Annotated in this window: 23 protein-coding genes and 1 tRNA gene; 15 read left to right on the plus strand and 9 right to left on the minus strand. The window is 71.4% G+C overall.

Annotation, left to right across the window (positions count from 1 at the left end; translation table 11 throughout):
• Positions 1-129: 129 nt before the first annotated feature.
• The 4 genes from AB0G20_RS18630 to AB0G20_RS18645 all read right to left on the minus strand — a co-directional run bounded on the left by AB0G20_RS18630 (position 130) and on the right by AB0G20_RS18645 (position 4,573).
• On the minus strand, positions 130-990 hold the full coding sequence (locus tag AB0G20_RS18630; protein WP_361303300.1) for an S-methyl-5'-thioadenosine phosphorylase: 861 nt from the start codon (positions 988-990) through the stop codon (positions 130-132).
• A gap of 77 nt (positions 991-1,067) precedes the next feature.
• Positions 1,068-1,394 carry an FmdB family zinc ribbon protein gene (locus tag AB0G20_RS18635; protein WP_361303303.1) on the minus strand — a complete coding sequence of 109 codons (327 nt, stop codon included), beginning with the start codon at positions 1,392-1,394 and terminating at the stop codon, positions 1,068-1,070.
• Between the two features lie 67 nt (positions 1,395-1,461).
• Positions 1,462-2,754, minus strand: coding sequence for an MFS transporter (locus AB0G20_RS18640; protein WP_361303306.1), 1,293 nt, complete (start codon positions 2,752-2,754; stop codon positions 1,462-1,464).
• Between the two features lie 289 nt (positions 2,755-3,043).
• Positions 3,044-4,573, minus strand: coding sequence for a potassium/proton antiporter (locus AB0G20_RS18645; RefSeq protein ID WP_361303309.1), 1,530 nt, complete (start codon positions 4,571-4,573; stop codon positions 3,044-3,046).
• Positions 4,574-4,811: 238 nt separating this feature from the next.
• On the opposite strand from AB0G20_RS18645, the gene AB0G20_RS18650 reads away from it, so the two are divergent.
• Complete coding sequence (locus AB0G20_RS18650; protein WP_361303312.1) at positions 4,812-7,652, plus strand: penicillin acylase family protein; 2,841 nt, start codon at positions 4,812-4,814, stop codon at positions 7,650-7,652.
• Positions 7,653-7,710: 58 nt separating this feature from the next.
• Here the strand turns inward: AB0G20_RS18650 and AB0G20_RS18655 are convergent, their stop codons facing one another.
• Positions 7,711-8,334 carry a 5-formyltetrahydrofolate cyclo-ligase gene (locus AB0G20_RS18655; RefSeq protein WP_361303315.1) on the minus strand — a complete coding sequence of 208 codons (624 nt, stop codon included), beginning with the start codon at positions 8,332-8,334 and terminating at the stop codon, positions 7,711-7,713.
• Positions 8,335-8,427: 93 nt separating this feature from the next.
• Between AB0G20_RS18655 and galU the strand changes: the two genes are divergently transcribed.
• From galU to AB0G20_RS18690, 7 genes are all read left to right on the plus strand, one after another.
• Positions 8,428-9,330 carry a UTP--glucose-1-phosphate uridylyltransferase GalU gene (galU, locus tag AB0G20_RS18660; RefSeq protein WP_062927362.1) on the plus strand — a complete coding sequence of 301 codons (903 nt, stop codon included), beginning with the start codon at positions 8,428-8,430 and terminating at the stop codon, positions 9,328-9,330.
• A gap of 4 nt (positions 9,331-9,334) precedes the next feature.
• A complete protein-coding gene (gene glp / locus AB0G20_RS18665; protein ID WP_361303318.1) occupies positions 9,335-10,675 on the plus strand; it encodes a gephyrin-like molybdotransferase Glp in 1,341 nt (446 codons plus the stop codon).
• A gap of 82 nt (positions 10,676-10,757) precedes the next feature.
• Positions 10,758-11,267 (plus strand): cyclic pyranopterin monophosphate synthase MoaC, encoded by a 510-nt coding sequence (moaC, locus tag AB0G20_RS18670; protein WP_051814844.1) that lies wholly within the window; start codon positions 10,758-10,760, stop codon positions 11,265-11,267.
• Positions 11,264-11,764, plus strand: a complete 501-nt coding sequence (locus AB0G20_RS18675) for a MogA/MoaB family molybdenum cofactor biosynthesis protein (protein WP_361303322.1) — start codon at positions 11,264-11,266, stop codon at positions 11,762-11,764. Before moaC ends, AB0G20_RS18675 begins: the two co-directional genes overlap by 4 nt.
• Before the next feature lie 23 nt (positions 11,765-11,787).
• Positions 11,788-12,408 carry a GNAT family protein gene (locus AB0G20_RS18680; protein WP_361303860.1) on the plus strand — a complete coding sequence of 207 codons (621 nt, stop codon included), beginning with the start codon at positions 11,788-11,790 and terminating at the stop codon, positions 12,406-12,408.
• 172 nt (positions 12,409-12,580) lie between these two features.
• Entirely contained in the window at positions 12,581-13,795 is a 1,215-nt protein-coding gene (gene glpR, locus AB0G20_RS18685) for a gephyrin-like molybdotransferase receptor GlpR (protein WP_361303325.1), read from the plus strand.
• Positions 13,796-13,878: 83 nt separating this feature from the next.
• Positions 13,879-13,952: transfer RNA gene (locus AB0G20_RS18690), tRNA-Ala, on the plus strand.
• A gap of 64 nt (positions 13,953-14,016) precedes the next feature.
• Here AB0G20_RS18690 and AB0G20_RS18695 read toward each other — a convergent pair.
• A complete protein-coding gene (locus tag AB0G20_RS18695) occupies positions 14,017-14,493 on the minus strand; it encodes a GNAT family N-acetyltransferase (protein WP_361303328.1) in 477 nt (158 codons plus the stop codon).
• A gap of 69 nt (positions 14,494-14,562) precedes the next feature.
• Between AB0G20_RS18695 and AB0G20_RS18700 the strand changes: the two genes are divergently transcribed.
• Positions 14,563-15,357, plus strand: a complete 795-nt coding sequence (locus AB0G20_RS18700; protein WP_361303331.1) for an exodeoxyribonuclease III — start codon at positions 14,563-14,565, stop codon at positions 15,355-15,357.
• A 12-nt stretch (positions 15,358-15,369) separates the two neighbouring features.
• Here AB0G20_RS18700 and AB0G20_RS18705 read toward each other — a convergent pair whose 3' ends face one another.
• Positions 15,370-16,011, minus strand: a complete 642-nt coding sequence (locus AB0G20_RS18705) for a MerR family transcriptional regulator (RefSeq protein ID WP_361303334.1) — start codon at positions 16,009-16,011, stop codon at positions 15,370-15,372.
• Between the two features lie 131 nt (positions 16,012-16,142).
• On the opposite strand from AB0G20_RS18705, the gene AB0G20_RS18710 reads away from it, so the two are divergent.
• The 4 genes from AB0G20_RS18710 to AB0G20_RS18725 all read left to right on the plus strand — a co-directional run bounded on the left by AB0G20_RS18710 (position 16,143) and on the right by AB0G20_RS18725 (position 19,768).
• Entirely contained in the window at positions 16,143-17,666 is a 1,524-nt protein-coding gene (locus AB0G20_RS18710) for an NAD(P)/FAD-dependent oxidoreductase (RefSeq protein WP_361303337.1), read from the plus strand.
• Positions 17,663-18,586, plus strand: a complete 924-nt coding sequence (locus tag AB0G20_RS18715) for an alpha/beta hydrolase (protein WP_361303340.1) — start codon at positions 17,663-17,665, stop codon at positions 18,584-18,586. Before AB0G20_RS18710 ends, AB0G20_RS18715 begins: the two co-directional genes overlap by 4 nt.
• Positions 18,583-19,467 carry an SDR family oxidoreductase gene (locus tag AB0G20_RS18720; protein ID WP_361303343.1) on the plus strand — a complete coding sequence of 295 codons (885 nt, stop codon included), beginning with the start codon at positions 18,583-18,585 and terminating at the stop codon, positions 19,465-19,467. Before AB0G20_RS18715 ends, AB0G20_RS18720 begins: the two co-directional genes overlap by 4 nt.
• A 76-nt stretch (positions 19,468-19,543) precedes the next feature.
• Positions 19,544-19,768: a hypothetical protein gene (locus AB0G20_RS18725; protein WP_361303346.1), complete on the plus strand. Its 225-nt coding sequence runs from the start codon at positions 19,544-19,546 to the stop codon at positions 19,766-19,768.
• A 69-nt stretch (positions 19,769-19,837) separates the two neighbouring features.
• Here AB0G20_RS18725 and AB0G20_RS18730 read toward each other — a convergent pair whose 3' ends face one another.
• On the minus strand, positions 19,838-23,083 hold the full coding sequence (locus AB0G20_RS18730) for a S41 family peptidase (protein WP_361303349.1): 3,246 nt from the start codon (positions 23,081-23,083) through the stop codon (positions 19,838-19,840).
• A 153-nt stretch (positions 23,084-23,236) separates the two neighbouring features.
• Between AB0G20_RS18730 and AB0G20_RS18735 the strand changes: the two genes are divergently transcribed.
• Together AB0G20_RS18735 and AB0G20_RS18740 are read left to right on the plus strand one after the other, a co-directional pair.
• Positions 23,237-23,836 carry a TetR/AcrR family transcriptional regulator gene (locus AB0G20_RS18735; protein WP_361303352.1) on the plus strand — a complete coding sequence of 200 codons (600 nt, stop codon included), beginning with the start codon at positions 23,237-23,239 and terminating at the stop codon, positions 23,834-23,836.
• A 97-nt stretch (positions 23,837-23,933) separates the two neighbouring features.
• Positions 23,934-26,141 (plus strand): MMPL family transporter, encoded by a 2,208-nt coding sequence (locus AB0G20_RS18740; RefSeq protein WP_361303355.1) that lies wholly within the window; start codon positions 23,934-23,936, stop codon positions 26,139-26,141.
• 60 nt (positions 26,142-26,201) lie between these two features.
• Here AB0G20_RS18740 and AB0G20_RS18745 read toward each other — a convergent pair whose 3' ends face one another.
• Positions 26,202-26,603, minus strand: coding sequence for an ATP-binding protein (locus tag AB0G20_RS18745; RefSeq protein ID WP_361303358.1), 402 nt, complete (start codon positions 26,601-26,603; stop codon positions 26,202-26,204).
• Positions 26,604-26,720 lie beyond the last annotated feature (117 nt).

Raw genomic sequence — 26,720 nt, forward strand, 5'->3', positions numbered from 1 at the left:
ACGAGGGAACGGCTTGCGCTCCCCACGATGAGGCCCCGCGCCGCCGCCCGCGCAGGCCTGTGGACCCATCACAGTCCTGTGGACAACTCCCTCACCCGAACGGCAAGTTCCGCCCCCTCGAGCCGTCGGCTACGGCAACGCGAACCCCGGGTCCATCCCGCCCAGCGCAGCGGTACACAGACAGTCCCGCTCGTCCTCCGCCGGCAACCCGGCCACCGCGTCGAACAGCACCCCCCGCAGCCGGTCCACGTTCGCCGAGAACACCCGCAGCACCTCGTCGTGCGAGACGCCCTCGCCCGTCTCGGCGCCCGCGTCGAGGTCGGTGACCAGGGTCAGGGACGTGTAGCAGAGCTCCAGCTCACGGGCGAGCGCCGCCTCGGGGTGGCCGGTCATGCCCACCACCGACCAGCCCTGCGCCTGGTGCCACAACGATTCCGCACGGGTCGAGAAGCGCGGCCCCTCGACGACGACCAGCGTGCCGCCGTCCACCGGCTCCCAGTCCCGGCCGCGCGCCGCCTTCAGTGCGACGGCCCGCCCGGCCGGGCAGTACGGGTCGGCCAGCGACACATGCACCACGTTCGGCACGGAGCCGTCGGGCAGCGGCAGCCCGTCGAAGTAGGTGCCCGCGCGGGACTTCGTGCGGTCGACCAGCTGGTCCGGTACCAGCAGCGTGCCCGGCCCGTACTCGGGGCGCAGGCCACCCACGGCGCACGGGGCGAGGACCTGGCGCACGCCGACCGAGCGCAGCGCCCACAGGTTGGCCCGGTAGTTGATCCGGTGCGGCGGCAGGTGGTGGCCCCGTCCGTGCCGGGGCAGGAAGGCGACCCGCCGGCCGGCGACGTCACCGAGGAAGAGGGAGTCGCTGGGCGGACCGTACGGGGTCTCGACCTGGATCTCGGTCACGTCGTCGAGGAAGGAGTAGAACCCCGAGCCGCCGATGACGCCGATCCCGGCGCCCCCCTGGTCCGTCACGTTCGCCTTGTTCGCCATGCCCGCACCCTAACCGCACGCGGAAATGCCGAGGACCCCGTCGCCCGAGGGCGACAGGGTCCCGTAAGAATCAGGCCTTACGCGGCGGTGGTGCTGCTGCTGCTGGAGGAGCTGCCGGTGCTCGACGACGAGCTCGAAGCGGTGCTCGACGAGCCGGAGTCGGAGGACGACGAACCCGAGGACGCGGTGCTCGACGACTTCGCGGCCGGGGAGCTGCTCGACGAAGAACCGCGGCTGTCGTTCCGGTAGAAGCCGGAGCCCTTGAAGACAATGCCGACCGCCGAGAACACCTTCTTCAGGCGGCCCTGGCAGTTCGGGCACTCGGTGAGGGCGTCGTCGGTGAACTTCTGCACCGCCTCAAGGCCCTCGCCGCACGCGGTGCACTGGTACTGGTAGGTCGGCACTGTCTTCCTCCTGGCACTCTCACTCGATGAGTGCTAACGACGATCCATAGTGACGTATTCCGGCCGCTCAGTCCACTGCCACCGGCACGCGGTGACCCACGCCACGTGCGACCGTCCGGCCGTTGGCCCGCGCCGCCAGCCGGGACCGCAGTGCCAGGAGGGTCACCAGGGCCAGTACCGTGCCGCCCATCGGCACCAGGAAACCGGCGCCTCCCCAGAAGCGGTCCTCCAGCTGCCCGGCGACCGTGACGGCGGCGGCCTGGCCGAGCGCCACCGCTCCGGTCAGCCAGGTGAAGGCCTCGGTGCGGGCACCGGCCGGGACCAGGCTGTCGACGAGGGTGTAGCCGGTGATCAGGGCAGGCGCGATGCACATGCCGACCAGCAGGCCGAGGCCGGCGAGGACCAGCACCGAGTGAGCGGCCCACAGGCCCGACGCGGTGAGGGCGAGGGCCGTGTAGCCGATGACCAGGCGCCGCTGCGGGGCCGCCTTCCAGGCGATCGCGCCGCAGACTACGCCGGAGATCATGTTGCCCGCCGCGAAGACGCCGTAGAGGACGCCGTTCAGGCCCGGTTCGCCGATCGACTCGGTGAACGCGGCCAGGGAGACCTGCATGCCGCCGAAGACGGTGCCGATGCCGAGGAAGGTCACGATCAGGACGCGCACCCCGGGGACGCGCAGCGCCGAACCGTGCTCCACGCGCGCGTGCCCGTCGGCGGCGACCGAGGGCTGGGTGCTCTTCTGCGCGGCGAACAGCAGACCGCCGATCAGGGTCAGCGAGGCCTCCGTGACGAGTCCGGCGGCCGGGTCGACGGCCGTGCACAGGGCGGTGGCCAGCAGCGGTCCGACCACGAAGGTCAGTTCGTCCGTGACGGACTCGAAGGCCGCGGCGGTGGTCATCAGCGGCGAGTCCTTGAGCTTCACGCCCCAGCGGGCCCGCACCATCGGGCCGACCTGCGGCACCGAGGCACCGGTGGGGACTGCCGCCACGAACACCGCCCACAGGGGCGCGTCCAGCAGCGCGAGCGCGGTGAGCGTCAGCCCGGACAGCGCGTGCAGCAGCACTCCGGGGATCAGCACGGTGCGCTGCCCGTAGCGGTCGGCGAGGCGGCCGCTCCAGGGCGCGAACAGGGCCATGGAGACACCGGTGACGGCCGCGGCGGCGCCCGCCGCTCCGTACGAGCCGGTGGTGTGCTGCACCAGCAGCACGATGGAGATGGTCAGCATCGCGAACGGCTGGCGTGCCGCGAAGCCGGGGAGCAGGAACGTCCAGGCGCCGCGGGTGCGCAGCAGCCGGCCGTATCCCGGGCGGGCGGAAGCCGTCGAGTTCTCCGACGCCTTCGAGGTGACCGTGGACGCCACGGCCCGTGCCTTTCTGCCGCCTGGTAGCGCGGCCGCGTGGTGGGCGGCGCCGAGAGCTGTCCTCTTGCGCGGAACTGCGGTAGATGCCGGGGCCCGGTGAGGAGGGGTGTCCCGACCGCCATACGGTCGCGCCAGCTCTGCGTCAGGCAGAGTTGGTTCGATCTGGGTAACGCCTTCATCGTACAGGGATCAAGGGGTGCGTGCCTGTGAAAGTGAGCACCATGAGCCCGTCCACCTTATAAATCCCAAAGGGTGCGAAACGCCCCTCAAGGCGGGTCCGGAGCACTCTCTAACGGCTCGCCCCGTCCGTCCCCAGCCAGCCGGCCAGCTTGCCGCCGCGCCCCACGGCCCGCAGCCGGCTCTCGGTCGCGTCCCGGACGGGGTCCGTGGCGACCACGAGGAGCTCGTCTTCCCGCTGCAATATCGTCGTCGGCAGCGGGACGAAGGATTCCCCGCCGCGCACGATGAGTGTCACGGCGGCGCCGTGCGGCAGCCGCAGCTCGGCCACCTCCACGCCGTGCATCTTCGATTCGCCGGGGATCGCCACGGACAGCAGATGCCCGCGCAGCCGCTCCAGCGGTGCCGACTCGATGCCGAGGTCGGCGGCCTCCGAGCCGTCGCCGAGGCGCAGCTTGCGGCCCAGCCAGGGCAGCGTCGGGCCCTGGATCAGGGTGTAGACGACGACCAGGATGAAGACGATGTTGAAGATCCGGCGGCTGGCTTCGATGCCCTCCACCATGGGGATGGTCGCCAGGATGATGGGCACGGCCCCGCGCAGCCCGGCCCAGGACATCAGTGCCTGCTCCTGCCACGACACCCGGAACGGCGACAGGCAGAGCACCACGCTCAGCGGTCGCGCCACCATGGTCAGCACCAGTCCGATGACCAGCGCGGGCACGATGTCGTCGCCCAGCTCGTGCGGGGTGACCAGCAGGCCGAGCAGGACGAACATGCCGATCTGGGCCATCCAGCCGAGCCCGTCGGCGAACCCGCGCGTGGCCGGCCAGTGCGGCAGCCGCGCGTTGCCCATCACCATCGCGGCGAGGTACACCGCGAGGAATCCGCTGCCGTGGGCCAGCGCGCCGGCCGCGTACGCCACCACGGCGATCGCCATGACGGCGATCGGGTAGAGACCGGAGGCGGGCAGCGCCACGTGCCTGAGCCCCCAGGAGCCCAGCCAGCCCACCGCGAGCCCGATGGCCGCGCCGATGGCCAGCTCCAGCAGGATCACGCCCAGCAGCACGTACCAGTGCTCGACCGGTCCGGCCGTGGACAGCGACACCACGAGGATGACCACCGGGGCGTCGTTGAAGCCGGACTCCGCCTCCAGCGTGCCCGTCACGCGCGCGGGGAGGGGGATTTTGCGCAGCACGGAGAACACGGCCGCCGCGTCGGTCGAGGAGACGACCGCCCCGATGATGAGCGCCTGCCGCCATTCCAGCCCGATCAGATAGTGCGCGGCCGACGCCGTGACCCCAACGCTCACCGCGACACCGGCCAGCGCCAGTGCCGTGGCGGCCGGCAGGGCCGGCTTGATCTCCTTCCACTTCGTGCCCAGACCACCCTCGGCCAGGATCACGACCAGGGCCGCGTACCCGATGACCTGGGTCAGTTCGGCGTTGTCGAAGTGGATGTCGCCCACGCCGTCCTGGCCCATGGCGACGCCTATCCCCAGGTACACGAGCAGGCTGGGGAGCCCGCTGCGCGAGGAGATCCGTACCGCTGCGACGGCGACGAGCAGGACGAGCGAGCAGACGAGCAGGAGCTGGTTGAGGTGGTGAACAGTCAGCGGCCGAATCCTTCCCTGGCCCGCACGCACACGCGCGTGGGCTCACGTACATCGCACATGAAGCTGTGGCGCACCGCGCCAACTACTTCGTTACCTTACCTAACTCTTGACGATTTCTTGACGCTTCCGAGGGCAAGATCGAACGTTCGTCCGGGCTGGTTCCCGACTCCGCGTCAAGGGGTGCAAGGCCCTGCGCCTATCGTTGCTCCAGCGCTCAGTTAAAAGCACAGCCGAACCTGCCGCTCGCGTTAGGACAGCAAGGACAGCGATGCCCCCCAACACCACCGCCTCCACGGGTCAGCAGCCCGGCAAGTCCGGCAGGAGAAAAGGGCGCAAAGCCCGACTTTTCGTGCTCGTCCTGGTGCTGGCCCTCATCGGGGGCGTGGCCTATGGGTCGTACTGGTCCATCAGTACCGTCCGGGCCTCCTTCCCGCAGACCAAGGGCACCCTCACGCTGAAGGGCCTCTCGGGTCCCGTCGAGGTCAAACGCGACAACTACGGCATCCCGCAGATCTATGCCTCCTCCGACGCGGACCTGTTCATGGCGCAGGGCTACGTCCAGGCGCAGGACCGGTTCTACGAGATGGACGTCCGCCGCCACATGGCCTCCGGGCGGCTGTCGGAGATGTTCGGCAAGAGCCAGGTCGACAACGACGAGTTCCTGCGCACCCTCGGCTGGGACCGGGTCGCCAAGCAGGAGTACGACACCAAGCTGTCGGCCGCCACGAAGAAGTACCTCCAGGCGTACGCCAAGGGAGTCAACTCCTACCTCCAGGGCAAGGACGGCGAGGACATCTCCCTGGAGTACGCGGCACTGGGCTTCACCAACGACTACAAGCCGCAGTCGTGGACCCCGGTCGACTCGATCTCCTGGCTGAAGGCGATGGCCTGGGACCTGCGCGGCAACATGCAGGACGAGATCGACCGCGCCCTGCTGACCAGCCGCCTCGGCCCGAAGCAGATCGCCGACCTGTACCCGCAGTACCCGTACAGCCGGAACAAGGCGATCGTCCAGGAGGGCCAGTACAGCGAGCTGGCGGGGGCATTCGAGCAGGGCGGCACGAGCGGCGCGTCCGGCACGAACGGAACCGGCGGTACCGGTACCGGTACCGGCACCGCGGGCACGGGGGCCGGCGGCACCGGCGCCTCGGGCACGGCCTCCGGCGCGTCCGGCACGAGCGGCACCTCCTCCGGCGCTTCGGGCACCGCGGGCCTGGGCAGCCAGCTCGGGGGCCTGACCCGGGTCCTGAACGACCTCCCGCCGGCCGTCGGCGTGAACGGCGACGGCATCGGCTCCAACTCCTGGGTCGTCGGCGGGGAGCACACCATCACCGGCAAGCCGCTGCTGGCCAACGACCCGCACCTGTCGCCCTCCCTGCCGTCCGTCTGGTACCAGATGGGCCTGCACTGCCGCAGCGTCTCCAGCACCTGCCAGTACGACGTCAGCGGCTACACCTTCGCCGGCATGCCGGGCGTGATAATCGGCCACAACCAGGACATCGCCTGGGGCATGACCAACTCCGGCGTGGACGTCACGGACCTCTACCTGGAGAAGATCACCGGTAGCGGGTACCTGTACGACGGCAAGGTCAAGCCCTTCGAGACGCGCGAGGAGACCATCAAGGTCGCCGGCGGCTCACCCAGGAAGATCGTCGTCCGCGAGACCAACAACGGGCCCCTGCTGTCCGACCGCGACGAGGAGCTCGTGAAGGTCGGCAAGAAGGCCGGTGTCGACACCGCCGCACCCGACAGAGGGGACGGCTACGGCGTCGCGCTGCGCTGGACCGCCCTGCAGCCCGGCACCACCATGGACGCCGTCTTCGCCATGGACAAGGCGAAGAACTGGACCGACTTCCGCAAGGCCGCCGCGCAGTTCGAGGTGCCCTCGCAGAACCTGATCTACGCCGACGGCGAGAACAACATCGGCTACACGCTGCCGGGGAAGATCCCGGCGCGCGCGGAGAGCGACAACGGCTCCATCCCGGCGCCCGGCTGGGACCCCAAGTACCGCTGGACCCGCTACATCCCGCAGGACGCGCTGCCCTACGAGTACAACCCGGACCGCGGCTACATCGTCACCGCCAACCAGGCCGTGATCGACCCGGACAAGTACCCGTACACGCTCACCGCGGACTGGGGCTACGGCGCGCGCAGCCAGCGGATCACCGACCTGATCCAGTCGAAGATCAAGGACGGCGGCAAGATCTCCACGGACGACATGCGCCAGATGCAGCTGGACAACAGCAGCGAGGTCGCCCGCCTGCTGGTGCCCACGCTGCTGAAGATCGACCCCGAGAACAAGGACGTCCGCGAGGCGCAGAAGCTCCTGGAGGGCTGGGACTACACCCAGGACGCCGACTCGGCGGCCGCCGCGTACTTCAACGCGGTCTGGCGCAACATCCTCAAGCTCGCCTTCGGCAACAAGCTCCCCAAGGAGCTGCGGCCCAAGGGCCAGTGCCTGTGGGTCAAGCCGGTCAACACCACCGGCCCCGCCGACGAGGCCGAGGAGGTCCGCGAGTGCGGCCAGCGCGACCCCGACCAGGCGCAGCCGGACGGCGGTGACCGCTGGTTCGAGGTGGTCCGGGGGCTCATGGACCAGCCGGACAGCGACTGGTGGAAGACGTCCAAGGTGGGCACCCGCCCCGGCGCCGACAACCGCGACGAGCTGTTCAAGCGGGCCATGATCGACGCCCGCTGGGAGCTGACCGCCAAGCTCGGCAAGGACATCGACTCCTGGAGCTGGGGCCGGCTGCACCGCCTGTTCCTGAAGAACCAGACCCTCGGCACCGCGGGCCCCGAATTCATCCGGTACGCCCTCAACCGCGGCCCCTGGGAGCTCGGCGGCGGCGAGGCCACGGTCAACGCGACCGGCTGGAACGCGGCCGGCGGCTACGGGGTGGTGTGGGTGCCGTCCATGCGGATGGTGGTGAACCTCGGCGACCTCGACAAGTCGAAGTGGATCAACCTCACCGGCGCCTCCGGGCATGCCTACAGCGCCCACTACGTCGACCAGACCGACAAGTGGGCCGACGGCGAACTGCTGCCGTGGTCCTTCTCGGACCAGGCGGTGGAGAAGAGCACGTCCGACAAGCTGGTGCTCAAACCGTGAGCCACTGACGCCGGCAGGACGAGCGGCCCTCCACGCGTGCGTGGAGGGCCGCTTCGCGTCAGGGCTCCTGGCGGAAGCGCCGTACGCCCGACGGTGTCACCACCGCGTGCACCGGCCGGTCGTGCGGCTCCTCCGGGACGCGCTCGACGACCTCGGAGTCGTACAGCAGCACCACCAGGGCGGGATGAGCGCCCGCCCGCTCCAGCCGGGCCAGGACCCGGTCGTACGAGCCGCCGCCCCGCCCGAGCCGCATCCCGCGCGCGTCCACCGCGAGCCCCGGCAGCAGCACGGCGCCGGCGGTGGTCACGGCGTCCGGCCCGAGGCGCTCGCCCGCGGGTTCGAAGAGGGTCATCCTGCCGCCGTGCCGGACAGGCGCCAGCGAGCCCTCGCCCTCGTACGCGCCCCAGTCCAGGTCGTTGTCGGGCAGCAGCACCGGCAGCAGCACGCGCACGCCCCGGGCGCGCAGAGTGTCCAGGAGCGCGAGCGTCCCCGGTTCACTCCCCACCGAGACATACGCCGCCACCGTGCCGGCCCCCGCCAACTCGGGCAGCTCCAGGGCCCGCCCGGCCAGCGCCACCGACGTTTCCCGCAGGTCATCCGCCGTCAACCTGCTCCTCACCGCGAGGAGTCCGCGCCGCAAACTGCGCTTGTCAGGCTCGCCCGGACGTGCAATAGGACTCAATGGTTGCTCCCGAACTATGGCAATACGCTCATATGAGCGCCTATGAACCGGAGCCGCAGATTCCATGCAAAGGCACCGGATAGGGTGGCGGACATGACTCAGTTGCACCCTCGGATCAGCAAGGCTGTCATTCCCGCAGCAGGCCTCGGCACCCGGTTCCTGCCGGCCACCAAAGCCACTCCCAAGGAGATGCTGCCGGTCGTGGACAAGCCCGCGATCCAGTACGTGGTCGAGGAGGCCGTCGCCGCGGGTCTCGACGACGTCCTCATGGTGACGGGCCGCAACAAGCGCCCCCTCGAGGACCACTTCGACCGCAACTACGAACTCGAGTCGGCGCTGCAGAAGAAGGGCGACGCCGGCCGTCTCGCCAAGGTGCAGGAGTCCAGCGACCTCGCGACCATGCACTACGTCCGCCAGGGCGACCCCAAGGGCCTCGGCCACGCCGTCCTGTGCGCCGCCCCGCACGTGGGCGACGAGCCCTTCGCGGTCCTCCTCGGCGACGACCTCATCGACCCCCGCGACCCGCTGCTGCAGCGCATGGTCGAGGTCCAGGAGCAGCGCGGCGGCAGCGTCATCGCGCTCATGGAGGTCGCCCCGGAGCAGATCCACCTCTACGGCTGCGCGGCCGTGGAGACCACCGAGGACAGCGACGTCGTCCGGATCAGCGGCCTCGTCGAGAAGCCCGACCCGGCCGACGCCCCGTCCAACTACGCCATCATCGGCCGCTACGTCCTCGACCCGCACATCTTCGACATACTGCGCCGGACCGAGCCGGGTCGCGGCGGCGAGATCCAGCTCACCGACGCCCTCCAGCAGCTCGCCGAGGACGAGAAGATCGGCGGACCGGTGCACGGCGTCGTCTTCAAGGGCCGCCGCTATGACACCGGCGACCGCGGCGACTACCTGCGTGCCATTGTCCGACTCGCATGCGAACGTGAAGACCTGGGCCCGGACTTCCGGACCTGGCTTCGCAGTTACGTAGCCGAGGAGATGTAGCACGTTGAGCAGCGCCGCGCCCCACGTCACCGGCCAGGACCACGTCGGCCCCGACCACCTCTGGTCGGTGGACGAGCACCTGGAGGACATCCTCGCCACCGTCCGGCCCCTGGAACCCATCGAGCTGCACCTGCTCGACGCCCAGGGCTGCGTCCTCGTCGAGGACATCACGGTGCCGGTGTCCCTGCCGCCCTTCGACAACAGCTCGATGGACGGATACGCGGTACGGGTCGCGGACGTCGCCGGCGCGAGCGAAGAGTTCCCGGCGGCCCTGGAGGTCGTCGGGGACGTCGCCGCGGGCCAGGCCGAACTGCTCCACGTGGGCCCCGGCCAGGCCGCCCGCATCATGACCGGCGCCCCGCTGCCGCCCGGCGCCGAGACGGTCGTGCCCGTCGAGTGGACCGACGGCGGGCTCGGCGAGGGCCCCGTGCGCGGCATGCGCGCCCGCAGCCTCGGCCCCGAGGGCGCGACCGGGCACGTGCACGTGTACCGCCCGGCCGAGGCACGCGCGCACGTCCGCGCCAAGGGCAGCGACGTGAAGGCCGGCGACCGCGCCCTGGAGGCCGGCACGATCCTCGGCCCGCCCCAGATCGGCCTGCTCGCCGCGATCGGCCGCGGCACCGTCCGCGTCCGACCGCGCCCGCGCGTGGTGGTGCTCTCCACCGGCAGCGAACTCGTCCCGCCGGACACGGAACTGGGCACCGGTCAGATCTACGACTCCAACAGCTTCGCCCTCACCGCCGCCGCCCGCGACGCCGGTGCCATCGCCTACCGCGTGGGCGCCGTCGCCGACGACGCCGAGACCCTGCGCTCCACCATCGAGGACCAGCTGGTCCGCGCCGACCTGATGGTCACCACCGGCGGGGTGAGCGTCGGCGCGTACGACGTGGTCAAGGAAGCGCTGTCCCACGTCGGCGACGAGGACGAGGCCGGCAGCGGCATCGACTTCCGCAAGCTCGCCATGCAGCCCGGCAAGCCCCAGGGCTTCGGCTCCATCGGCCCCGACCACACCCCGCTGCTGGCCCTGCCCGGCAACCCGGTGTCGTCGTACGTCTCCTTCGAACTGTTCGTCCGCCCCGCGATCCGCGCCCTCATGGGCCTGCCGGACGTCCACCGGCCGACGACCCGGGCGACGCTGGCCGCCGACAAGGCGCTGACCTCCCCAAAGGGCCGCCGCCAGTTCCTGCGCGGCACGTACGCCGACGGCAAGGTCACCCCGGTCGGCGGCGCCGGATCCCACCTGGTCGCCGCCCTCGCCCACGCGGACGCCCTGATCACCGTCCCCGAGGACACCGAGTCCGTCGAGCCGGGCACCGAGGTCGACGTGGTCCTGCTCGGCCGATAGCCGCTGGTTGGGAGTACCGTGTCGCGCACAGCAGGCCCGTGCGCCGCACCGCGACGGGCCCGGACCGGGAGCGCCACACAGCATGAGCACGCAGGACCCACCCCCGCAGGACGGCCCCACGCAGGACCGGCTGACGCACATCGACGCGGCGGGCGCCGCCCGCATGGTCGACGTGTCGGAGAAGGACGTGACCGCGCGCACCGCCCGCGCCAGCGGACGCGTCCTCGTCTCGCCCCGCGTGATCGAGTTGCTGCGCGGCGAGGGCGTCCCCAAGGGCGACGCCCTCGCGACCGCGCGGATCGCCGGGATCATGGGCGCCAAACGCACCCCCGATCTGATCCCGCTCTGTCACCCGTTGTCGGTGTCCGGTGTGAAACTGGACCTGTCGGTCGCGGACGACGCCGTGGAGATCCTCGCCACCGTGAAGACGACGGACCGCACGGGCGTCGAGATGGAGGCCCTCACCGCGGTCTCCGTCGCCGCGCTCACCGTGATCGACATGGTCAAGGCGGTCGACAAGGGAGCGGTCATCACGGACGTACGGGTGGAGGAGAAGACGGGCGGCAAGTCGGGCGACTGGAGCCGGGCATGACGTACCGCGCTCTCGTCGTCACCGCCTCGAACCGGGCCTCCGCCGGGATCTACGCGGACAAGGGCGGCCCGCTGATCTCCGACGGCCTGAAGCGCTTCGGCTTCGAGGTCGACGGCCCGCAGGTCGTCCCCGACGGCGACCCGGTGGAGGCGGCCCTGCGCGCCGGGGTCGACGCCGGCTACGACGTCATCGTCACCACCGGCGGCACGGGCATCTCACCCACCGACCGCACCCCCGAGGCGACCCGCCGCGTGATCGACCACGAGGTGCCGGGCATCGCCGAGGCCATCCGCGCGTTCGGCCGGGAGAAGGTGCCGACCGCGGCGCTCTCCCGCGGCCTGGCAGGAGTGGCGCGCGGCACGCTGATCGTCAATCTGCCCGGCTCCAGCGGCGGCGTGAAGGACGGCCTCGCCGTCCTGGAGCCGCTGCTCGTCCACGCCGTCGAGCAGCTCCGGGGCGGCGACCACCCCAGACCCGGCAGTGGGGGTGCGAGCTGAACAGCCCATCCTGGCCCGTGGAGCTGGTGGACGGAGACATCGTCCTCAGGCCGATAAAGCTGCGCGACCAGCGGGCATGGCGCGAGGTCAACCGGCGCAACCGCGACTGGCTGCGCCCCTGGGAGGCGACGATCCCGCCGCCCACGCCCGGCGGGCCGATGACCCACCGCCCGACCTTCCGCCAGATGGTCCGCCATCTGAGGTCGGAGGCGAACGCGGGCCGGATGCTGCCCTTCGTCATCGAGTACCAGGGGCGGCTGGTCGGGCAGTTGACGGTCGCGGGGATCACCTGGGGCTCGATGTGCTCGGGCCACGTCGGTTACTGGGTCGACGAGGCGGTGGCGGGACGCGGTGTGATGCCGACGGCGGTGGCGCTCGTCACGGACCACTGTTTCCGCACCGTCGGACTGCACCGCATCGAGGTCTGCATTCGCCCGGAGAACGCCCCCAGCCGCCGGGTCGTGGAGAAACTCGGATTCCGCGAGGAGGGCCTGCGGCCCCGATATCTCCACATCGACGGAGCCTGGCGCGACCATCTCGTCTTCGCCCTCACGGCGGAAGAGGTGCCCGACGGGTTGCTGAGGCGCTGGCAACGGGCACGATCGCAGAGTAATCCGGGAATGCGGCCCTACCCCGGAAATTGAATAAGTGTTCGAAATTGATCGGCCGGTGACCGTCTCAGGGCAATGAATTCCCGGCCAGAGCGGTCTGCTGATCGCATCGGTCACAAAAAAAGTTCGAAATATCAGCCAGATCGTGCGACACACCGGCTCAATTGGCAGATGGCCTCACGCAAACCCCTCTACCGTGTGAGGCGTGAGCAGCAGCGGCCTCATCTACGCAGTCATTGTCGGGGCCTGGGCCGCCTACTTGGTGCCGATGTGGCTCCGTAGGCAGGACGAGCTGAACGAGGCCCGTCCGACGGAACGCTTCAGCACCGCCATCCGGCTTCTGTCCGGAAAGGCGGCCATGGAGCGCCGGTACGCCAAGGACCTGCGGGCGCGCTCCACCGAAGAGGGGGAGCAGGACGCCGACGACCTGGACGCCGTCACCGACTCGGTGGACGTCCGGGCCTTCGCCGTGTCCAAGACCCGCCCGCAGACCCAGGTGCCCGTACCGTCGCCCGCCCCCGAGCAGCCGGCCCGGCCGGCGGCCCCCGAACCCCCGGCCCGCCAGTCGCCCGCACCGAACGCGGCGCGTTCCGGGCGCCCCCGGGACCAGGTGCCCGCCGCCCGGCGCAGCGCCTCGGCGCAGGCGAACCAGGCGGCCGCTGCGCGAGCCCGGCGCTCGAAGGTGCTCGCGCGCCGTCGGCGCACCACCACCATGCTGTTCCTCGCCTTCACCCTCGGCGCGATCGTCGCCGCGGTCGGGGGACTCGCGTTCCTGTGGGCCCCCGGCGTGCCCGCGGTCATGCTCAGCGTCTACATCGCGTACCTGCGCTCCCAGGAGCGCCGCCGCTTCGCCTACCAGATGGACCGCCGCATGGCCGAGGCCGCGGCCCAGCGCCTGCGGGAGCGCCAGCGCCAGCCTCGCCGACGCCCCCTGGCCGACGAGGCGAGCGACGAACCGGAGGAAGGACCCGAGCCGGTGACCGACCCCGGCCTGTCGGCCCTCGCGGCGGACCGGCGCGCCCTCGTCGAGCAGACCGACCACGCGGAGTGGGTCGACCAGCAGCGCGAGCGACAGCGCCGCCCCGGCCAGGGCGGCGACAGCTGGGAGCCCGTGCCGGTGCCCCTGCCGACGTACGTGACGGCCCCGGTCGCCCCGCGGGCCACCAGCGACGTGGACCTCGGCGCCCCCGACACCTGGAGCTCGGCCCGGTCCAGCGCCGTCACCCCGAACGGGGAGAACGACGACGGCTCCGCGGACCACCCGGGCGAGCCGCACCCCTCCACCCAGGACACCGGCGACGACGACGGACGCAGCGACGCGCGCCGGGCGGCCTCCGCCCGACGGGCCAGGGAGCGCGGCCGCACCCCGCTGTTCGACCAGTACGAGGACGGGGATCGCCCCCGCGCCGCCAACGAGTAGCCCCGCGAAGCCGCAGGTGACCGCCCCTGAGGAACGGATTTCCAAGCAGGCCGATCGGGGTGCTAAAGTTTCACTCGTTGCAAGGGCCTGTGGCGCAGTCCGGTAGCGCACCTCGTTCGCATCGAGGGGGCCAGGGGTTCAAATCCCCTCAGGTCCACGCAGCTCAGAGCCCCGGTCGGGAAACCGACCGGGGCTCTGACGTGTGTTCAGCACCTCATGTGTCAGAGGCTCTTCGCGAAGCAGCGGCTCGCGTCGTGGAAGCGGTAGTAGCCGAACTTGGCGCACGGCTCGTAGCCGCTGGACGTGTACAGGGCTATGGCCTCCGGCTGCTTGGTGCCGGTCTCAAGGACCATGCGGACGCGGCCGGCCGTGCGGGCGTCCTCCTCCAGGGCGGCCAGGATGCGGCGGGCGAGGCCCCGGCCGCGCATGCCGTCGATCACGTACATGCGCTTGAGCTCGGCGTCGCCGTCGACGTTGCCCTCGCCGTTGGTGTCCTGGGCGCGCCAGCCGCCCGAGGCGACGGGGGTGCCGTCCTCGTCGTACGCGATCAGGTAGGTGCCGTTCGGCGGGTCGAAGTCCGCGGCGGCCATGGGCGTGGCGTCGCCATCGTCGCCGTAGCGGACGGCGTACTCGGCCTGGACCTGGTCGTTCAGCTTCAAGGCGTCGGGGTGGTCGAAGGAGACCCGGCGTATGTGCATGGCCGCTACCGTATTCGATCCGGAACTGGACCTCGTCCAGTGTGCCGGTATCGTGCCGGGGTGCTCACTGTGACCTCTGTGAATGTGAATGGACTGCGTGCCGCCGCGAAGAAGGGCTTCGTGGAGTGGCTCGCCGCGACCGAAGCCGATGTGCTGTGCCTCCAGGAGGTGCGCGCCGAGCCGGAGCAGTTGCCGGAGCACGTCCGTGCGCCCGAGGGGTGGCATGTGGTGCACGCGCCGGCCGCCGCCAAGGGGCGGGCCGGAGTGTCCCTGTACAGCCGCCGTGAGCCCGACCGTGTGCAGGTCGGCTTCGGGTCGGAAGAGTTCGACGGCAGTGGGCGGTACGTGGAGATCGACCTGCCAGGGGTCACCGTCGCCTCCCTCTATCTGCCCTCCGGCGAGGTCGGCACCGAACGGCAGGACGAGAAGGAACGCTTCATGGGCGAGTTCCTCGCCTACCTCAAGGGGCTGCGGCAGCGTGCCGCCGCCGAGGGGCGCGAGGTGCTCGTCTGCGGCGACTGGAACATCGCCCACCAGCAGGCCGACCTGAAGAACTGGCGCGGCAACCAGAAGAACTCCGGGTTCCTGCCGGAGGAGCGGGAGTGGCTCGGGCGGGTCCTCGACCCGGACGACGGCGGGTACGTCGACATCGTCCGCGCCCTGCACCCGGACACCGAGGGGCCGTACTCGTGGTGGTCGTACCGCGGGCGGGCCTTCGACAACGACACGGGATGGAGGATCGACTACCACGTAGCGACCCCCGGGCTCGCCGAGCGGGCGGTCAAGGGCTTCGTGGAGCGGGCCGCCACGCACACGGAGCGGTGGTCCGACCATGCGCCCGTCACCGTCGTCTACGACCGTTAGGCCCGCCGCCCGCTAAGGCCTGCGCATCCTCCGGTCCAGCGCCAGCGACAGTTCCGCCTCCACCACGCTCCGTGCCAAGGGGCGCAGGCGGGGGAGGTCCTGGGGGGAGGCGTGGCGGAGGACCAGGGCGGTGAAGAGTTCGGCCAGGGCGTCGGCGTGGGTGCGGACCTGTTTGGCCGCGCCGAGGACATCGGCGAGGGGGATGCCCTCGTGGACCAGGGCCGAGGAGACGTCCAGGAGGCGGCGGCTGATGTGGACGATCTCCTCGCCGTCGGTGCCGAGGTAGCCGAGTTCCATGGCGGCGGCGAGGTTCTCCGGTGTGGCCTCGCCCGCGAAGTGGTCGGCGAGTTCCTCGGGGGTGAGGTGGACGGGCTCCTCCTCGGTGGGGCCGCCGACGCCGAGCAGGTCGCCGACGTCCCGGCCGTGGTCGAAGGCCTCCGCCAGTTCCGCGATGCCGCTGAGGGTGTGGCCGCGCTCCAGCAGGGCCGTGATCGTGCGCAGCCGGGCCAGGTGGTGGTCGTCGTACCAGGCGATGCGGCCCTCGCGGCGGGGTGGCGGGATCAGCTTGCGTTCGCGGTAGAAGCGCAGGGTGCGCACCGTGATCCCGGCGAGGCGGGCCAGCTCTTCCATGCGGTATTCACGCTTCTCGGCCACCTGGGCACCTTAAGGCGTACCAAGGGTAACTTTCCTCGTCCCGCCCCCTACCCATCAGTACGCCGCTGCCCTACGCTCCCATTGCGCCAGTGTTCACTGGCATGGTTCTCGTGGTGTGTGGAGGTGTCGGCATGGGCGAGCGCGAACACGAGCATGTGCGGGTCGCGGTGGTCGGGTCCGGGTTCGGCGGGCTGGGGGCCGCCGTGCGGCTGCGCCGCGAGGGTGTCACCGACTTCGTCGTCCTGGAGCGGGCGAGCAGCGTCGGCGGCACCTGGCGGGACAACAGCTACCCGGGGTGTGCGTGTGATGTGCCGTCCCATCTGTACTCGTTCTCCTTCGCGCCCAACCCGGACTGGCCGCGCACCTTCTCGGGGCAGGAGCACATCCGCGCCTATCTGGAGCACGTGACGGACGTGTTCCGGCTGCGGCCGCACATCCGCTTCGACTCGGAGGTGAAGCGGATGGCCTGGGACGGCGAGCGGCTGTGCTGGGACATCGAGACCAGCAGCGGGAGCCTGTCCGCCGACATCGTCGTGTCGGCCACCGGCCCCCTGTCCGACCCGAAGGTCCCGGACATCCCCGGCCTGGACTCCTTCCCGGGCAAGGTCTTCCACTCCGCCCGCTGGGACCACGACTACGACCTGCGCGGCAAGCGCGTCGCGATGGTCGGCACCGGCGCCTCGGCCATCCAGATCGTGCCGTCCATCCAGCCCGACGTCTCCCGGCTCACGCTCTTCCAGCGCACCCCGCCGTGGGTGATGCCCCGCATCGACCGGGCCATCAGCGACGCCGAGCGGTGGATCCACCGGCAGCTGCCCTTCACCTCGCAGGTCCGGCGCGGACTGCTGTGGGGCATCCGGGAGTTGCAGGTCCAGGCGTTCACCAAGCGCCCGAACGAGCTGGGTTTCGTCGAGCAGCTGGCCCGGCGCAACATGGCCCGCTCCATCAAGGACCCGGCCCTGCGGGCGAAGCTCACCCCGGACTACCGCATCGGCTGCAAGCGGATCCTGCTGTCCAGCGCGTACTACCCGGCGATCGCGCAGCCGAATGTGGACGTCGTCGCGAGCGGCCTCGCCGAGGTCCGCGGCTCGACCCTGGTCGCCGCCGACGGCAGCGAGGCCGAGGTCGACGCGATCGTCTTCGGCACCGGGTTCCACGTCACCGACATGCCCATCGCCGACCGGGTGGTGGGCGCCGACGGGCGGACCCTCGCCGAGACCTGGAAGAGTGGCATGGAGGCCCTGCGCGGCGCCTCGGCGGCCGGCTTCCCCAACTGGATGACGGTCATCGGGCCCAACACCGGCCTGGGGAACTCCTCGATGATCCTCATGATCGAGTCCCAGCTGAACTACCTCGCCGACTACCTCCGTCAACTCGACGTCCTCGGCGGCCGGGTCGCCCTCGACGCCCGTCCGGACGCCGTGCGCGCCTGGAACCACCGGGTGCAGGAGCGCATGAAGCGCACGGTGTGGAACACCGGCGGCTGCACCAGCTGGTACCTCGACGCGAGCGGCCGCAACACCACCATCTGGCCCGGTACGACAGCCGAGTTCCGGCGGGCGACGCGGCGGGTGGACCTCGCGGAGTACGACGTCCTGCGGGCGCCCGCGACGAAGAAGGCCGCCGATGCGGAGAAGGCGGAGGTGGACGCGTGAGCCGCCTCCTGCACGTCGACTCCGGCCCCTACGCCCCGCCCGCCCCGGCGCGTGAGCTGACCGCCGTCTCCGCCGACGGCGCCCGGCTGCACGTCGAGGTCCACGGGCCCGAGGGCGCACCCGCCGTCGTCCTCGCCCACGGCTGGACCTGCTCGACCGCCTTCTGGGCGGCGCAGATCCGCGACCTGGCCGCCGACCACCGGGTCATCGCCTACGACCAGCGCGGCCACGGGCGCAGCCCCGCGAGCCCCGCGTGCAGCTCCGACGCGCTCGCGGACGATCTGGAAGCCGTACTCGAGGCCGCCCTCGCGCCCGGCGAGCAGGCCGTGATCGCCGGGCACTCGATGGGCGGGATGACCGTCATGGCGGCTTCCGGGAGGGCTGCCTTCCGGGCGCACGCGGCCGCCGTCCTGCTGTGCAGCACGGGCAGTTCGCAGCTGGTCGCGGCCTCCACCGTCGTGCCCATGCGGGCCGGGCGGCCGCGGACCTGGCTGACCCGGCGGATCCTCGGCTCCCGCGCCCCGCTCGGGCCGGTCACGCCGCTGGCCCGCCGGATCCTCAAGTACGGCACGATGGGGCCCGGTTCGGCCCCGCACATGATCGAGGCGTGTGCCCGGATCGTGCACGCCTGCCCCCGCAAGGTCCGCCACTCCTGGTCGCAGGTGCTGGATCTGCTGGACCTCGACTACGGCGTGCGGGAGCTGGACGTGCCCACGGCCGTGATCGTCGGTACGGCGGACCGGCTGACACCGCCGGTGCAGGCCCGGGCCCTGGCCGCCGCGCTGCCGCACTGCACCGGGATCGTCGAACTGCCCGGCATCGGCCACATGACGCCCATCGAGGCGCCCGAACTGGTCACCGGCACGATCCGGGACCTCGTCCACGCACACATCCAGGTCGTATCCGAGGAGAGCGCATGAGCAGGGTGAGCCTCGAGGGCAAGGTCGCCGTGGTGACCGGGGCGGCGCGCGGCGTCGGGGAGTTGCTGGCCCGCAAGCTCTCGGCGCGCGGAGTGAGGGTGGCGCTGGTCGGCCTGGAACCGGACGCGCTGAAGCAGGTCTCCGCGCGGCTGCACAGCGACAGCGACCACTGGCACGCCGACGTCACCGACCATGAGGCGATGGCCCGTGTCGCGGCCGAGGTCAAGGAACGCTTCGGCCGGGTCGACATCGTCGTCGCCAACGCCGGTGTCGCCACCGGCGGGCCGTTCGCCGACTCCGACCCGGAGTCCTGGCGGCGGGTGATCGAGGTCAACCTGATCGGCTCGGCGGTGACCGCCCGCGCCTTCCTGCCGCTGCTGACGCAGAGCCGGGGCTACCTGCTCCAGATCGCGTCCCTCGCGGCGATCACCCCGGCGCCGATGATGACCGCGTACTGCGCGTCCAAGTCCGGTGTGGAGGCGTACGCGCACAGCCTGCGTGCCGAAGTGGGGCACCGGGGTGTGAAGGTGGGCGTCGGGTACCTGTCGTGGACGGACACCGACATGGTGCGCGGGGCCGACCAGGACGATGTCATGCGGGAGTTGAGGCAGCGGCTGCCCTGGCCGTCCAACAAGACCTACCCGCTGGGGCCGGCCGTGGACCGGCTCGTGGAGGGGATCGAGCGCAGGTCGAGCCATGTGTACGGGCAGTGGTGGCTGCGCGGGATGCAGGGCGTGCGCGGCTACCTGCCCGCGGTCATCGGGACGGTGGGCCAGCGCGAGATGCGGCGGTTCGCGGACCGGCTGACGGGCATGCGCACGGGTCTGGTCGGGGCCGGTGGGGCGGCCGATGAACAGCAGCGGACTACGCTCCGTAAATGATCGACATGCGCAGCGTCACGGCCCGTGTGAATCTGAACGAGCCAGATCCCCTCACCCCCAACGGGAGTGAACCCACATGGGTATGAAGGACCAGTTCCAGGAGAAGTCCGAGCAGTGGCAGAACCAGGCTCGCCAGAAGGCGGAGCAGGCTCGCGAGCAGGTGCCGGGCCGCGGTCGCCGGCGTGACGAGGACATGGACCCCTCGCAGCCGCAGCGCGACCGTGAGCGCACGGAGCCGCAGCGCGACCGCGACCGTGAGCGCGAGCAGGAGGACCGCTTCGACCAGGACTTCGACGCCTGACGTTGCGTGCTGAGCGGACTGGGGCGTCCCCGTGCGGGGCGCCCCTTTCCCCTGTCCGGCCCCGGGCGTTCACGTCCTGGGCGGCAGCTTCGGACGGGAGCGGTCCGGTACGTCGCTGTAGGTCGGCGGCGTCGCCGGTGGGTTGGTCTCCAGCAGCCCGAGCGCCAGCTCCACCGCGTCGGTCAGCTGGGCGTGCCGCCCCTCGGCCCAGTCCAGCGGGGTGCGCAGGACGTCGATGTCGGGGGCGACGCCCTTGTTCTCCACCGACCAGCCGTACGCGTCGAACCAGGCCGCGTTCATCGGCACCGTGATCACCGTGCCGTCGCCCAGTTCGTGGCGGCCGGTCATGCCGACCACGCCGCCCCAGGTGCGCTGGCCCACGACCGGGCCGAGCTTCAGCAGTTTGAACGCGGCGGTGATCATGTCGCCGTCGGAGGAGGTCGCCTCGTCCGCCAGGGCGACCACCGGGCCCCTCGGCGCGTTCGAGGTGTACGACACCGGCTGGGCGTCGCGGGTCAGGTCCCAGCCCAGGATCGTCCGGCTCAGCGTCTCGATGACCAACTCGCTGATGTGGCCGCCGGCGTTGCCGCGCACGTCCACGATCAGTGCCGGGCGGGAGACCTCCATGCGCAGGTCGCGGTTGAACTGCGCCCAGCCCGAGCCGCCCATGTCCGGGATGTGCAGATAGCCGCAGCGTCCGCCGCTCAACTCGCGCACCACCGCCCGGCGTTTGGCCACCCAGTCCTGGTAGCGCAGCGGCCGCTCGTCGACGAGCGGGACGACGGCGACCCGCCGGGGCGGGCCCTCGCCCTCCGCCGGGTCGAAGGTCAGCTCCACCGTCGTACCGCCCGCGCCGGCCAGCAGCGGATACGGGCCCGCGTCGGGATCCACCGGGCGGCCGTCGACGTGGGTGAGGACCGCCCCCTCCCGGATGCCCGTGCCGGCCAGCGGGGAGCGGGCCTTGGAGTCGGAGGAGTCGCCGGGCAGGATCCGCTTGACCAACCAGCCGCCGTCCCGGCGTACGAGGTTGGCGCCCAGCAGGCCCTGCCGGCGCTGGTAGTGCGGCGGGCCCTCGTTGCGCCGGGCGGCGGTGACGTAGGCGTGGGACGTGCCCAGCTCGCCCAGGACCTCGCGGAGCAGGTCGGCGAACTCGTCGGGGGAGGCGACCCGTTCGACCAGCGGACGGTACTGGTCGAGCACCCCGTCCCAGTCGATGCCGCACATGCCCGGCTCCCAGAAGTAGGCCCGGATCAACCGCCCGGCCTCGTCGTACGACTGCCGCCACTCCGCGGCCGGGTCGACGGTGTGCAGGATGCGGCGCGCGTCGATCCACACGGTGGAGTCGCTGTCGCCCGGCTCGCCGGCCGGGACCGCGCGCAGCTCGCTCTCGTCGACGATCACCAGCCGGCTGCCGTCGCCGCTGACCGCGAACCAGTCGAGGTGCTGGGCGAGTTCGGACTTCTTGGCCTTGGTGATGCCGAAGTGTTCCAGGGTCGGCCGGCCGCTGGTGTCGTCCGGGTTGGCGAACGTCTCGCCGAGCGCGCCCGAGATCGGCCAGCGCAGCCACACCAGCCCGCCGCCCGCGACCGGGTGCAGCGCCGAGTACTTGGAGGCGGCCACCGGGAACGGCGTGACGCGGCTCTCCAGCCCCTCGACCTCGACGGTCACGGCCCCGTTGTCCCCGTTGTCGTCGTCCTCGACCGGGTCCAGGCCCCCGGCGGCCGGGCGGCCCTCCGGGTTCACCGCGAACGGGGAGGGCGTCGCGGAGGACAGCGGCACCAGGTACGGGCGGCAGCCCAGCGGGAAGGACAGGTCGCCGGTGTGCACGTCGTAGACGGGGTCGAAGCCGCGCCAGGACAGGAAGGCGAGGTAGCGGCCGTCGCGTGTGAAGACCGGGTTCTCGTCCTCGAAGCGGCCGTTGGTGACGTCGACGATCAGCAGCTCCCCGTCCGCCGTGCCGGCGAGCCGGGCCATCTTGATCTGCCGCAGGGTCCGTCCGATGCCCGGGTGCGACCAGGTGAGCCACGCCCCGTCCGGGGAGAACGCGAGGTCGCGCACGGGCCCGTTGACGGACCGGATCAGCTCGGTGACCTCGCCGCCGGATTCCTCCGTGACGTCGACGAGGAGGAGCCGGCCGTCGTGCGAGGCGACCGCCAGCCGCTCGCCCTCCGGGTCCGAGACCAGCTCGCGCACCTGGCCCAGTGCACCGGAGGCCAGCCGCCGGGGCGCCCGGTCGCCGCTCGCCCGGGGCAGGGAGGCGATCTCGATCGCGTCCTCGCCGCCGGCGTCCGTCACGTACGCCACCTGCCCGCTCCCGCCGAGCATCTCCGGCAGCCGCACCCGGACGCCGGGGGTGTCGGTGAGGGTGCGGGCCGGGCCGTCCCGGTGGGTCAGCCAGTACAGGCTGCCGCGCACGACGACGGCGCTGGCCCGCCCGGTCTCGTCGACCGAGAGGCCGTCGACGTGCCGGGACGCCGCCACCTGGTAGGGGCGCCGCCCCGCCCGCGGCCCGCTCAGCCGTACGTCCAGCCGGCGCGGCTCGGAGCCAGGGGAGAGGTCGTCGACCAGCCACAGGTCGCCCGCGCACTGGTACACCACCCGGGTGCCGTCGCTCGCGGCGTGCCGGGCGTAGAAGGCGTCGTGGTCGGTGTGCCGGCGCAGACCGGAGCCGTCGTAGGCGCAGGAGTAGAGGTTGCCGACGCCCTCGTGGTCGGAGAGGAAGGCGATGCGGCCGCCGACGAACATGGGGGAGTGCAGATGGCCGTCGAGGCCCTCCAGCAGCCGTTCGCCGTGCAGCCAGAGCCTGCCCGTGGCCCCGCCGCGGTAGCGCTTCCAGGAGGCCGGTTCGTGCGGCGGGGCGCCGGTGAGGAGGAGGGACTTGCGCTCCCCGTCCACGTCGGCGACCTGGATGTCGGCGACCGGCCCCCAGGGCAGTTTGCGGCCCGGGTCGCCTTCCGGGGTGACCTTGTAGGCCCAGGTGAAGTAGGAGAAGGGCTCGCCGTGCGAGGCCACGGCCAGGATCTCGCCGTCCGGGGTCCAGCCGCAGACCCGGGTGTCGGCGCTGCCCCAGTGGCTCACCTGGCGGCCCGGGCCGCCGTCCACCGGGACGACGTGGACCTCGGGCACCAGGCTGCGCCAGCTCGTGTACGCGAGGTGGCGGCCGTCGGGCGAGAAGCGCGGGTGGCCGGCCTTGGTGCGGTCGACGGTGAGCCGCCAGGCCCGGCCGGGGGCGTCGAGCGGGGCGAGCCAGAGGTCGTCCTCGGCCACGAAGCACAGCAGGTCGTCATGGAGGTGCGGCAGACGCAGATAGGTCACGTCCTCATGCTTTGCCGGGGGACGGACCGGGGCAAGTCAAGGCATATGTCCGGCGTGAGCCAGCACACGTACGAAACGGTTTCGTTTTCATGAGGGGTGCGCTACATTCGTGGCGTACGAAACCGTGTCGTTCGGAGCAGGAAGGTGAGAGAGATGGCTGAGGTCGCCGCCGCGCGTCGCAGTCGGATCACCCCCGAGCGTGAGGCCGAGCTCTACGCGGCCGTGCTCGACCTGCTCCGCGAAGTCGGCTACGACGCTCTCACCATGGACGCCGTGGCCGCCCGCACCCGGTCCAGCAAGGCCACGCTCTACCGCCAGTGGGGCGGCAAGCCGGAGCTGGTGGCGAAGGCGATCCGGCACAACAAGCCGGGCAACATCGCCGACATCGACACCGGGTCCCTGCGGGGCGACCTGCACGCCCTCACCTCCCGTGAGGACGACTGCACCATGCAGCAGAACGCCGCGCTGATGCGGGGCCTGTTCATGGCGGTGCACGCCAATCCGGACCTCCTCCAGGCGTTCAAGGAACTGCTCGTGGAGCCGGAGATGGAGGAGTTCCACCGGGTGGTGCAGCGGGCCGTCGACCGAGGCGAGGTCCGCGCCGACTGCCCGGCACTGGACTACCTCATGCACATGCTCACCGGCGCTTTCGCGACGCGCACGCTGATCGACGACCAGCCGCCGACACAACAGTTCCTCATCTCGTACATCGACGCCGTGGTCCTCCCCGCCCTCGGCGTGCCCACCGAGTAGTCCCCCTCAGCTAGCCCTTACCTGACGTCTCCGCTCACGTCGTCGGGCTGATCACCCCTGCCCTGAAGACCCCACGACTGACCGGGAGTACGCCCTCGTGGCCACTTTCCTCTACAAACTCGGCCGGCTCTCGTTCCGGCGGCGGCACTTCGTCGCCCTGATATGGGTGGCGCTGCTGACCCTCGCCGGTGTCGGCGCGGCCAGTGCCCCCGCCGCGGGCAACAGCTCGTTCTCCATCCCCGGCACCGAGGCCCAGAAGGCCTTCGACCTGCTGGAACAGCGCTTCCCCGGCACGAGTGCCGACGGGGCCACCGCACGCGTCGTCTTCAAGGCGCCGAGCGGCGAGAAGATGACCGACCCCGGCAACAAGGCGACGGTCCAGGACACGGTGAAGGAGCTGTCCGACGGCTCCGAGGTCGTCCGCGTGACCGACCCGTACCAGGCGAAGGCCGTCAGCAAGGACGGCACGGTCGCGTACGCGCAGGTGTCGTACAAGGTCTCCGGCATGGAGCTGGACGAGGCCGCGAAGGACGCCCTGGAGGACAGCGCGCAGGACGCGCGGAAGGCCGGGCTGACCGTCGAGATCGGCGGTGACGCGCTCCAGGCCGTACCGCACACCGGCTCCAGCGAGATCATCGGCATCGCGGTCGCCGCGGTCGTCCTGGTCATCACCTTCGGCTCGCTGGTCGCGGCCGGACTGCCGCTGCTGACCGCGCTCATCGGCGTGGGCATCGGCGTCTCCGCGATCACCGGCCTGGCCAGTGCGCTGGACCTGGGCACGACCACCTCCACCCTCGCGATGATGATCGGCCTGGCGGTCGGCATCGACTACGCGCTGTTCATCGTCTCCCGCTACCGCGCCGAACTCGCCGAGGGCCGCGAGCGCGAGGAGGCGGCGGGCCGGGCCGCCGGCACGGCGGGCTCCGCGGTGGTCTTCGCGGGTCTGACGGTGGTGATCGCCCTGGTGGGCCTGTCCGTCGTCAACATCCCGATGCTGACGAAGATGGGCATCGCGGCCGCGGGCACGGTGGCCATCGCGGTGCTGATCGCCCTGACGATGGTCCCGGCGCTGCTCGGATACGCGGGCCGCAAGGTGAAGCCGATGGGTGAGAAGGGCAAGCGCCTCGGCCGTGCGCAGAAGAAGGACCAGCCGGCCAAGCCGAACCTGGGCACGCGCTGGGCGAGCTTCGTCGTCCGCCGCCCGATCGCGGTCCTGCTGCTCGGTGTCATCGGCCTGGGCGCGGCCGCCGTCCCGGCGACCTCTCTCGAACTGGGCCTGCCCGACGACGGCTCCCAGCCGACCTCCACCACCCAGCGCCGCGCCTACGACCTGCTGTCCGAAGGCTTCGGGCCGGGCTTCAACGGCCCGCTGATGGTCGTCGTCGACGCCAAGGGCAGCGACGACCCGAAGGCGGTCTTCACCCAGACCGGCGACGAGATCAAGGGCCTGAAGGACGTCGTGACCGTCACGCCGCCGCAGCCCAACAAGGCCGGTGACACCGCCACCATCACCGTGATCCCCGGCTCCAAGCCGTCCTCCGTCACGACGGAGAACCTGGTGCACGGCATCCGGGACGCGGGCGCGGACATCAAGGCCGACACGGACGCGAACGTCCTGGTCACCGGCAGCACGGCGATGAACATCGACGTCAGCCAGAAGCTCAACGACGCGCTGGTGCCGTATCTGGTGCTGGTCGTCGGCCTGGCCTTCCTCCTGCTGATCGTGGTCTTCCGCTCGATCCTGGTCCCGCTGAAGGCGGCCCTCGGCTTCCTGCTGTCGGTGATGGCGGCCCTCGGCGCGGTCGTCGCGGTCTTCCAGTGGGGCTGGCTGTCCGGCCTGATGGGCGTGGAGCAGACCGGGCCGGTCATGTCGATGATGCCGATCTTCATGGTCGGCGTGGTCTTCGGCCTGGCGATGGACTACGAGGTGTTCCTCGTGACCCGGATGCGGGAGGCCTACGTCCACGGTGAGAAGCCCGCCCAGGCCGTGGTCACCGGGTTCCGCCACGGCGCGCGGGTGGTCACCGCCGCCGCGGTCATCATGATGGCCGTCTTCGCCGGCTTCATCGGCTCGTCCGAGTCGATGGTCAAGATGATCGGTTTCGGCCTCGCGATCGCGGTCTTCTTCGACGCGTTCATCGTCCGCATGGCCATCGTCCCGGCCGTCCTGGCCCTCCTCGGCCGCAAGGCCTGGTGGCTCCCCAGGTGGCTCGACCGCGCGCTGCCCAACGTGGACGTGGAGGGCGAGGGGCTGCGCGACGCCTCCGGCGACGACGACGGAGACAGGGAACTGGTCCGCGTCTGACAGCTCGCGAGAGACCGGCCGGTGAGGGCGCTGTGGGGACGGTGCGCCCTCACCGGCCTTTCACTTGGGCACGTCGACCTCGGCCCACACCGTCTTGCGCGGGTGCGGACCCGGGGTCACGCCCCAGCGGCCGGCGAGGGCGGCCACGACGAGGAGGCCCCGGCCGGTGGTGGCGTCCGGGGTCGGCCGGGTGGGGTGGGGAAGCCGGTCACCGCGCGTGTCCGTGACCTCAATACGGAGGGTGCCGCCGACGACGTGGAGCGTCAGCCGGAAGTCCCGGCCGGGGACGCGCCCGTGCGTGGCGGCATTGGTCGCGAGCTCGGCGACGATCTGCCCGGCAGGGTCCAAGGGCATTCCCCACGCGCGGAGTTGCTCCGTGGTGAGGAGCCGGGCGAGCCGGGCCCCCCGGGGTGTGGGGGAGAGCAGAAGGCTGAGGTTGCGGATGGTGGTCTCCTGGTCCATGTGACTCAGCGTGGCGGAGTCCGCTCACCGTGACCGGCGACAGCAGGTGTGCGTATGGCTACTGTCCGGAGCTTGTCTCGTGCTGTCTCGGCTGTCCCGGGCGTTGTACGGGTACGG

Origin of the sequence: Streptomyces sp. NPDC024017 (assembly GCF_040638895.1) — a bacterium.
In the GTDB taxonomy this organism is placed as follows: domain Bacteria; phylum Actinomycetota; class Actinomycetes; order Streptomycetales; family Streptomycetaceae; genus Streptomyces.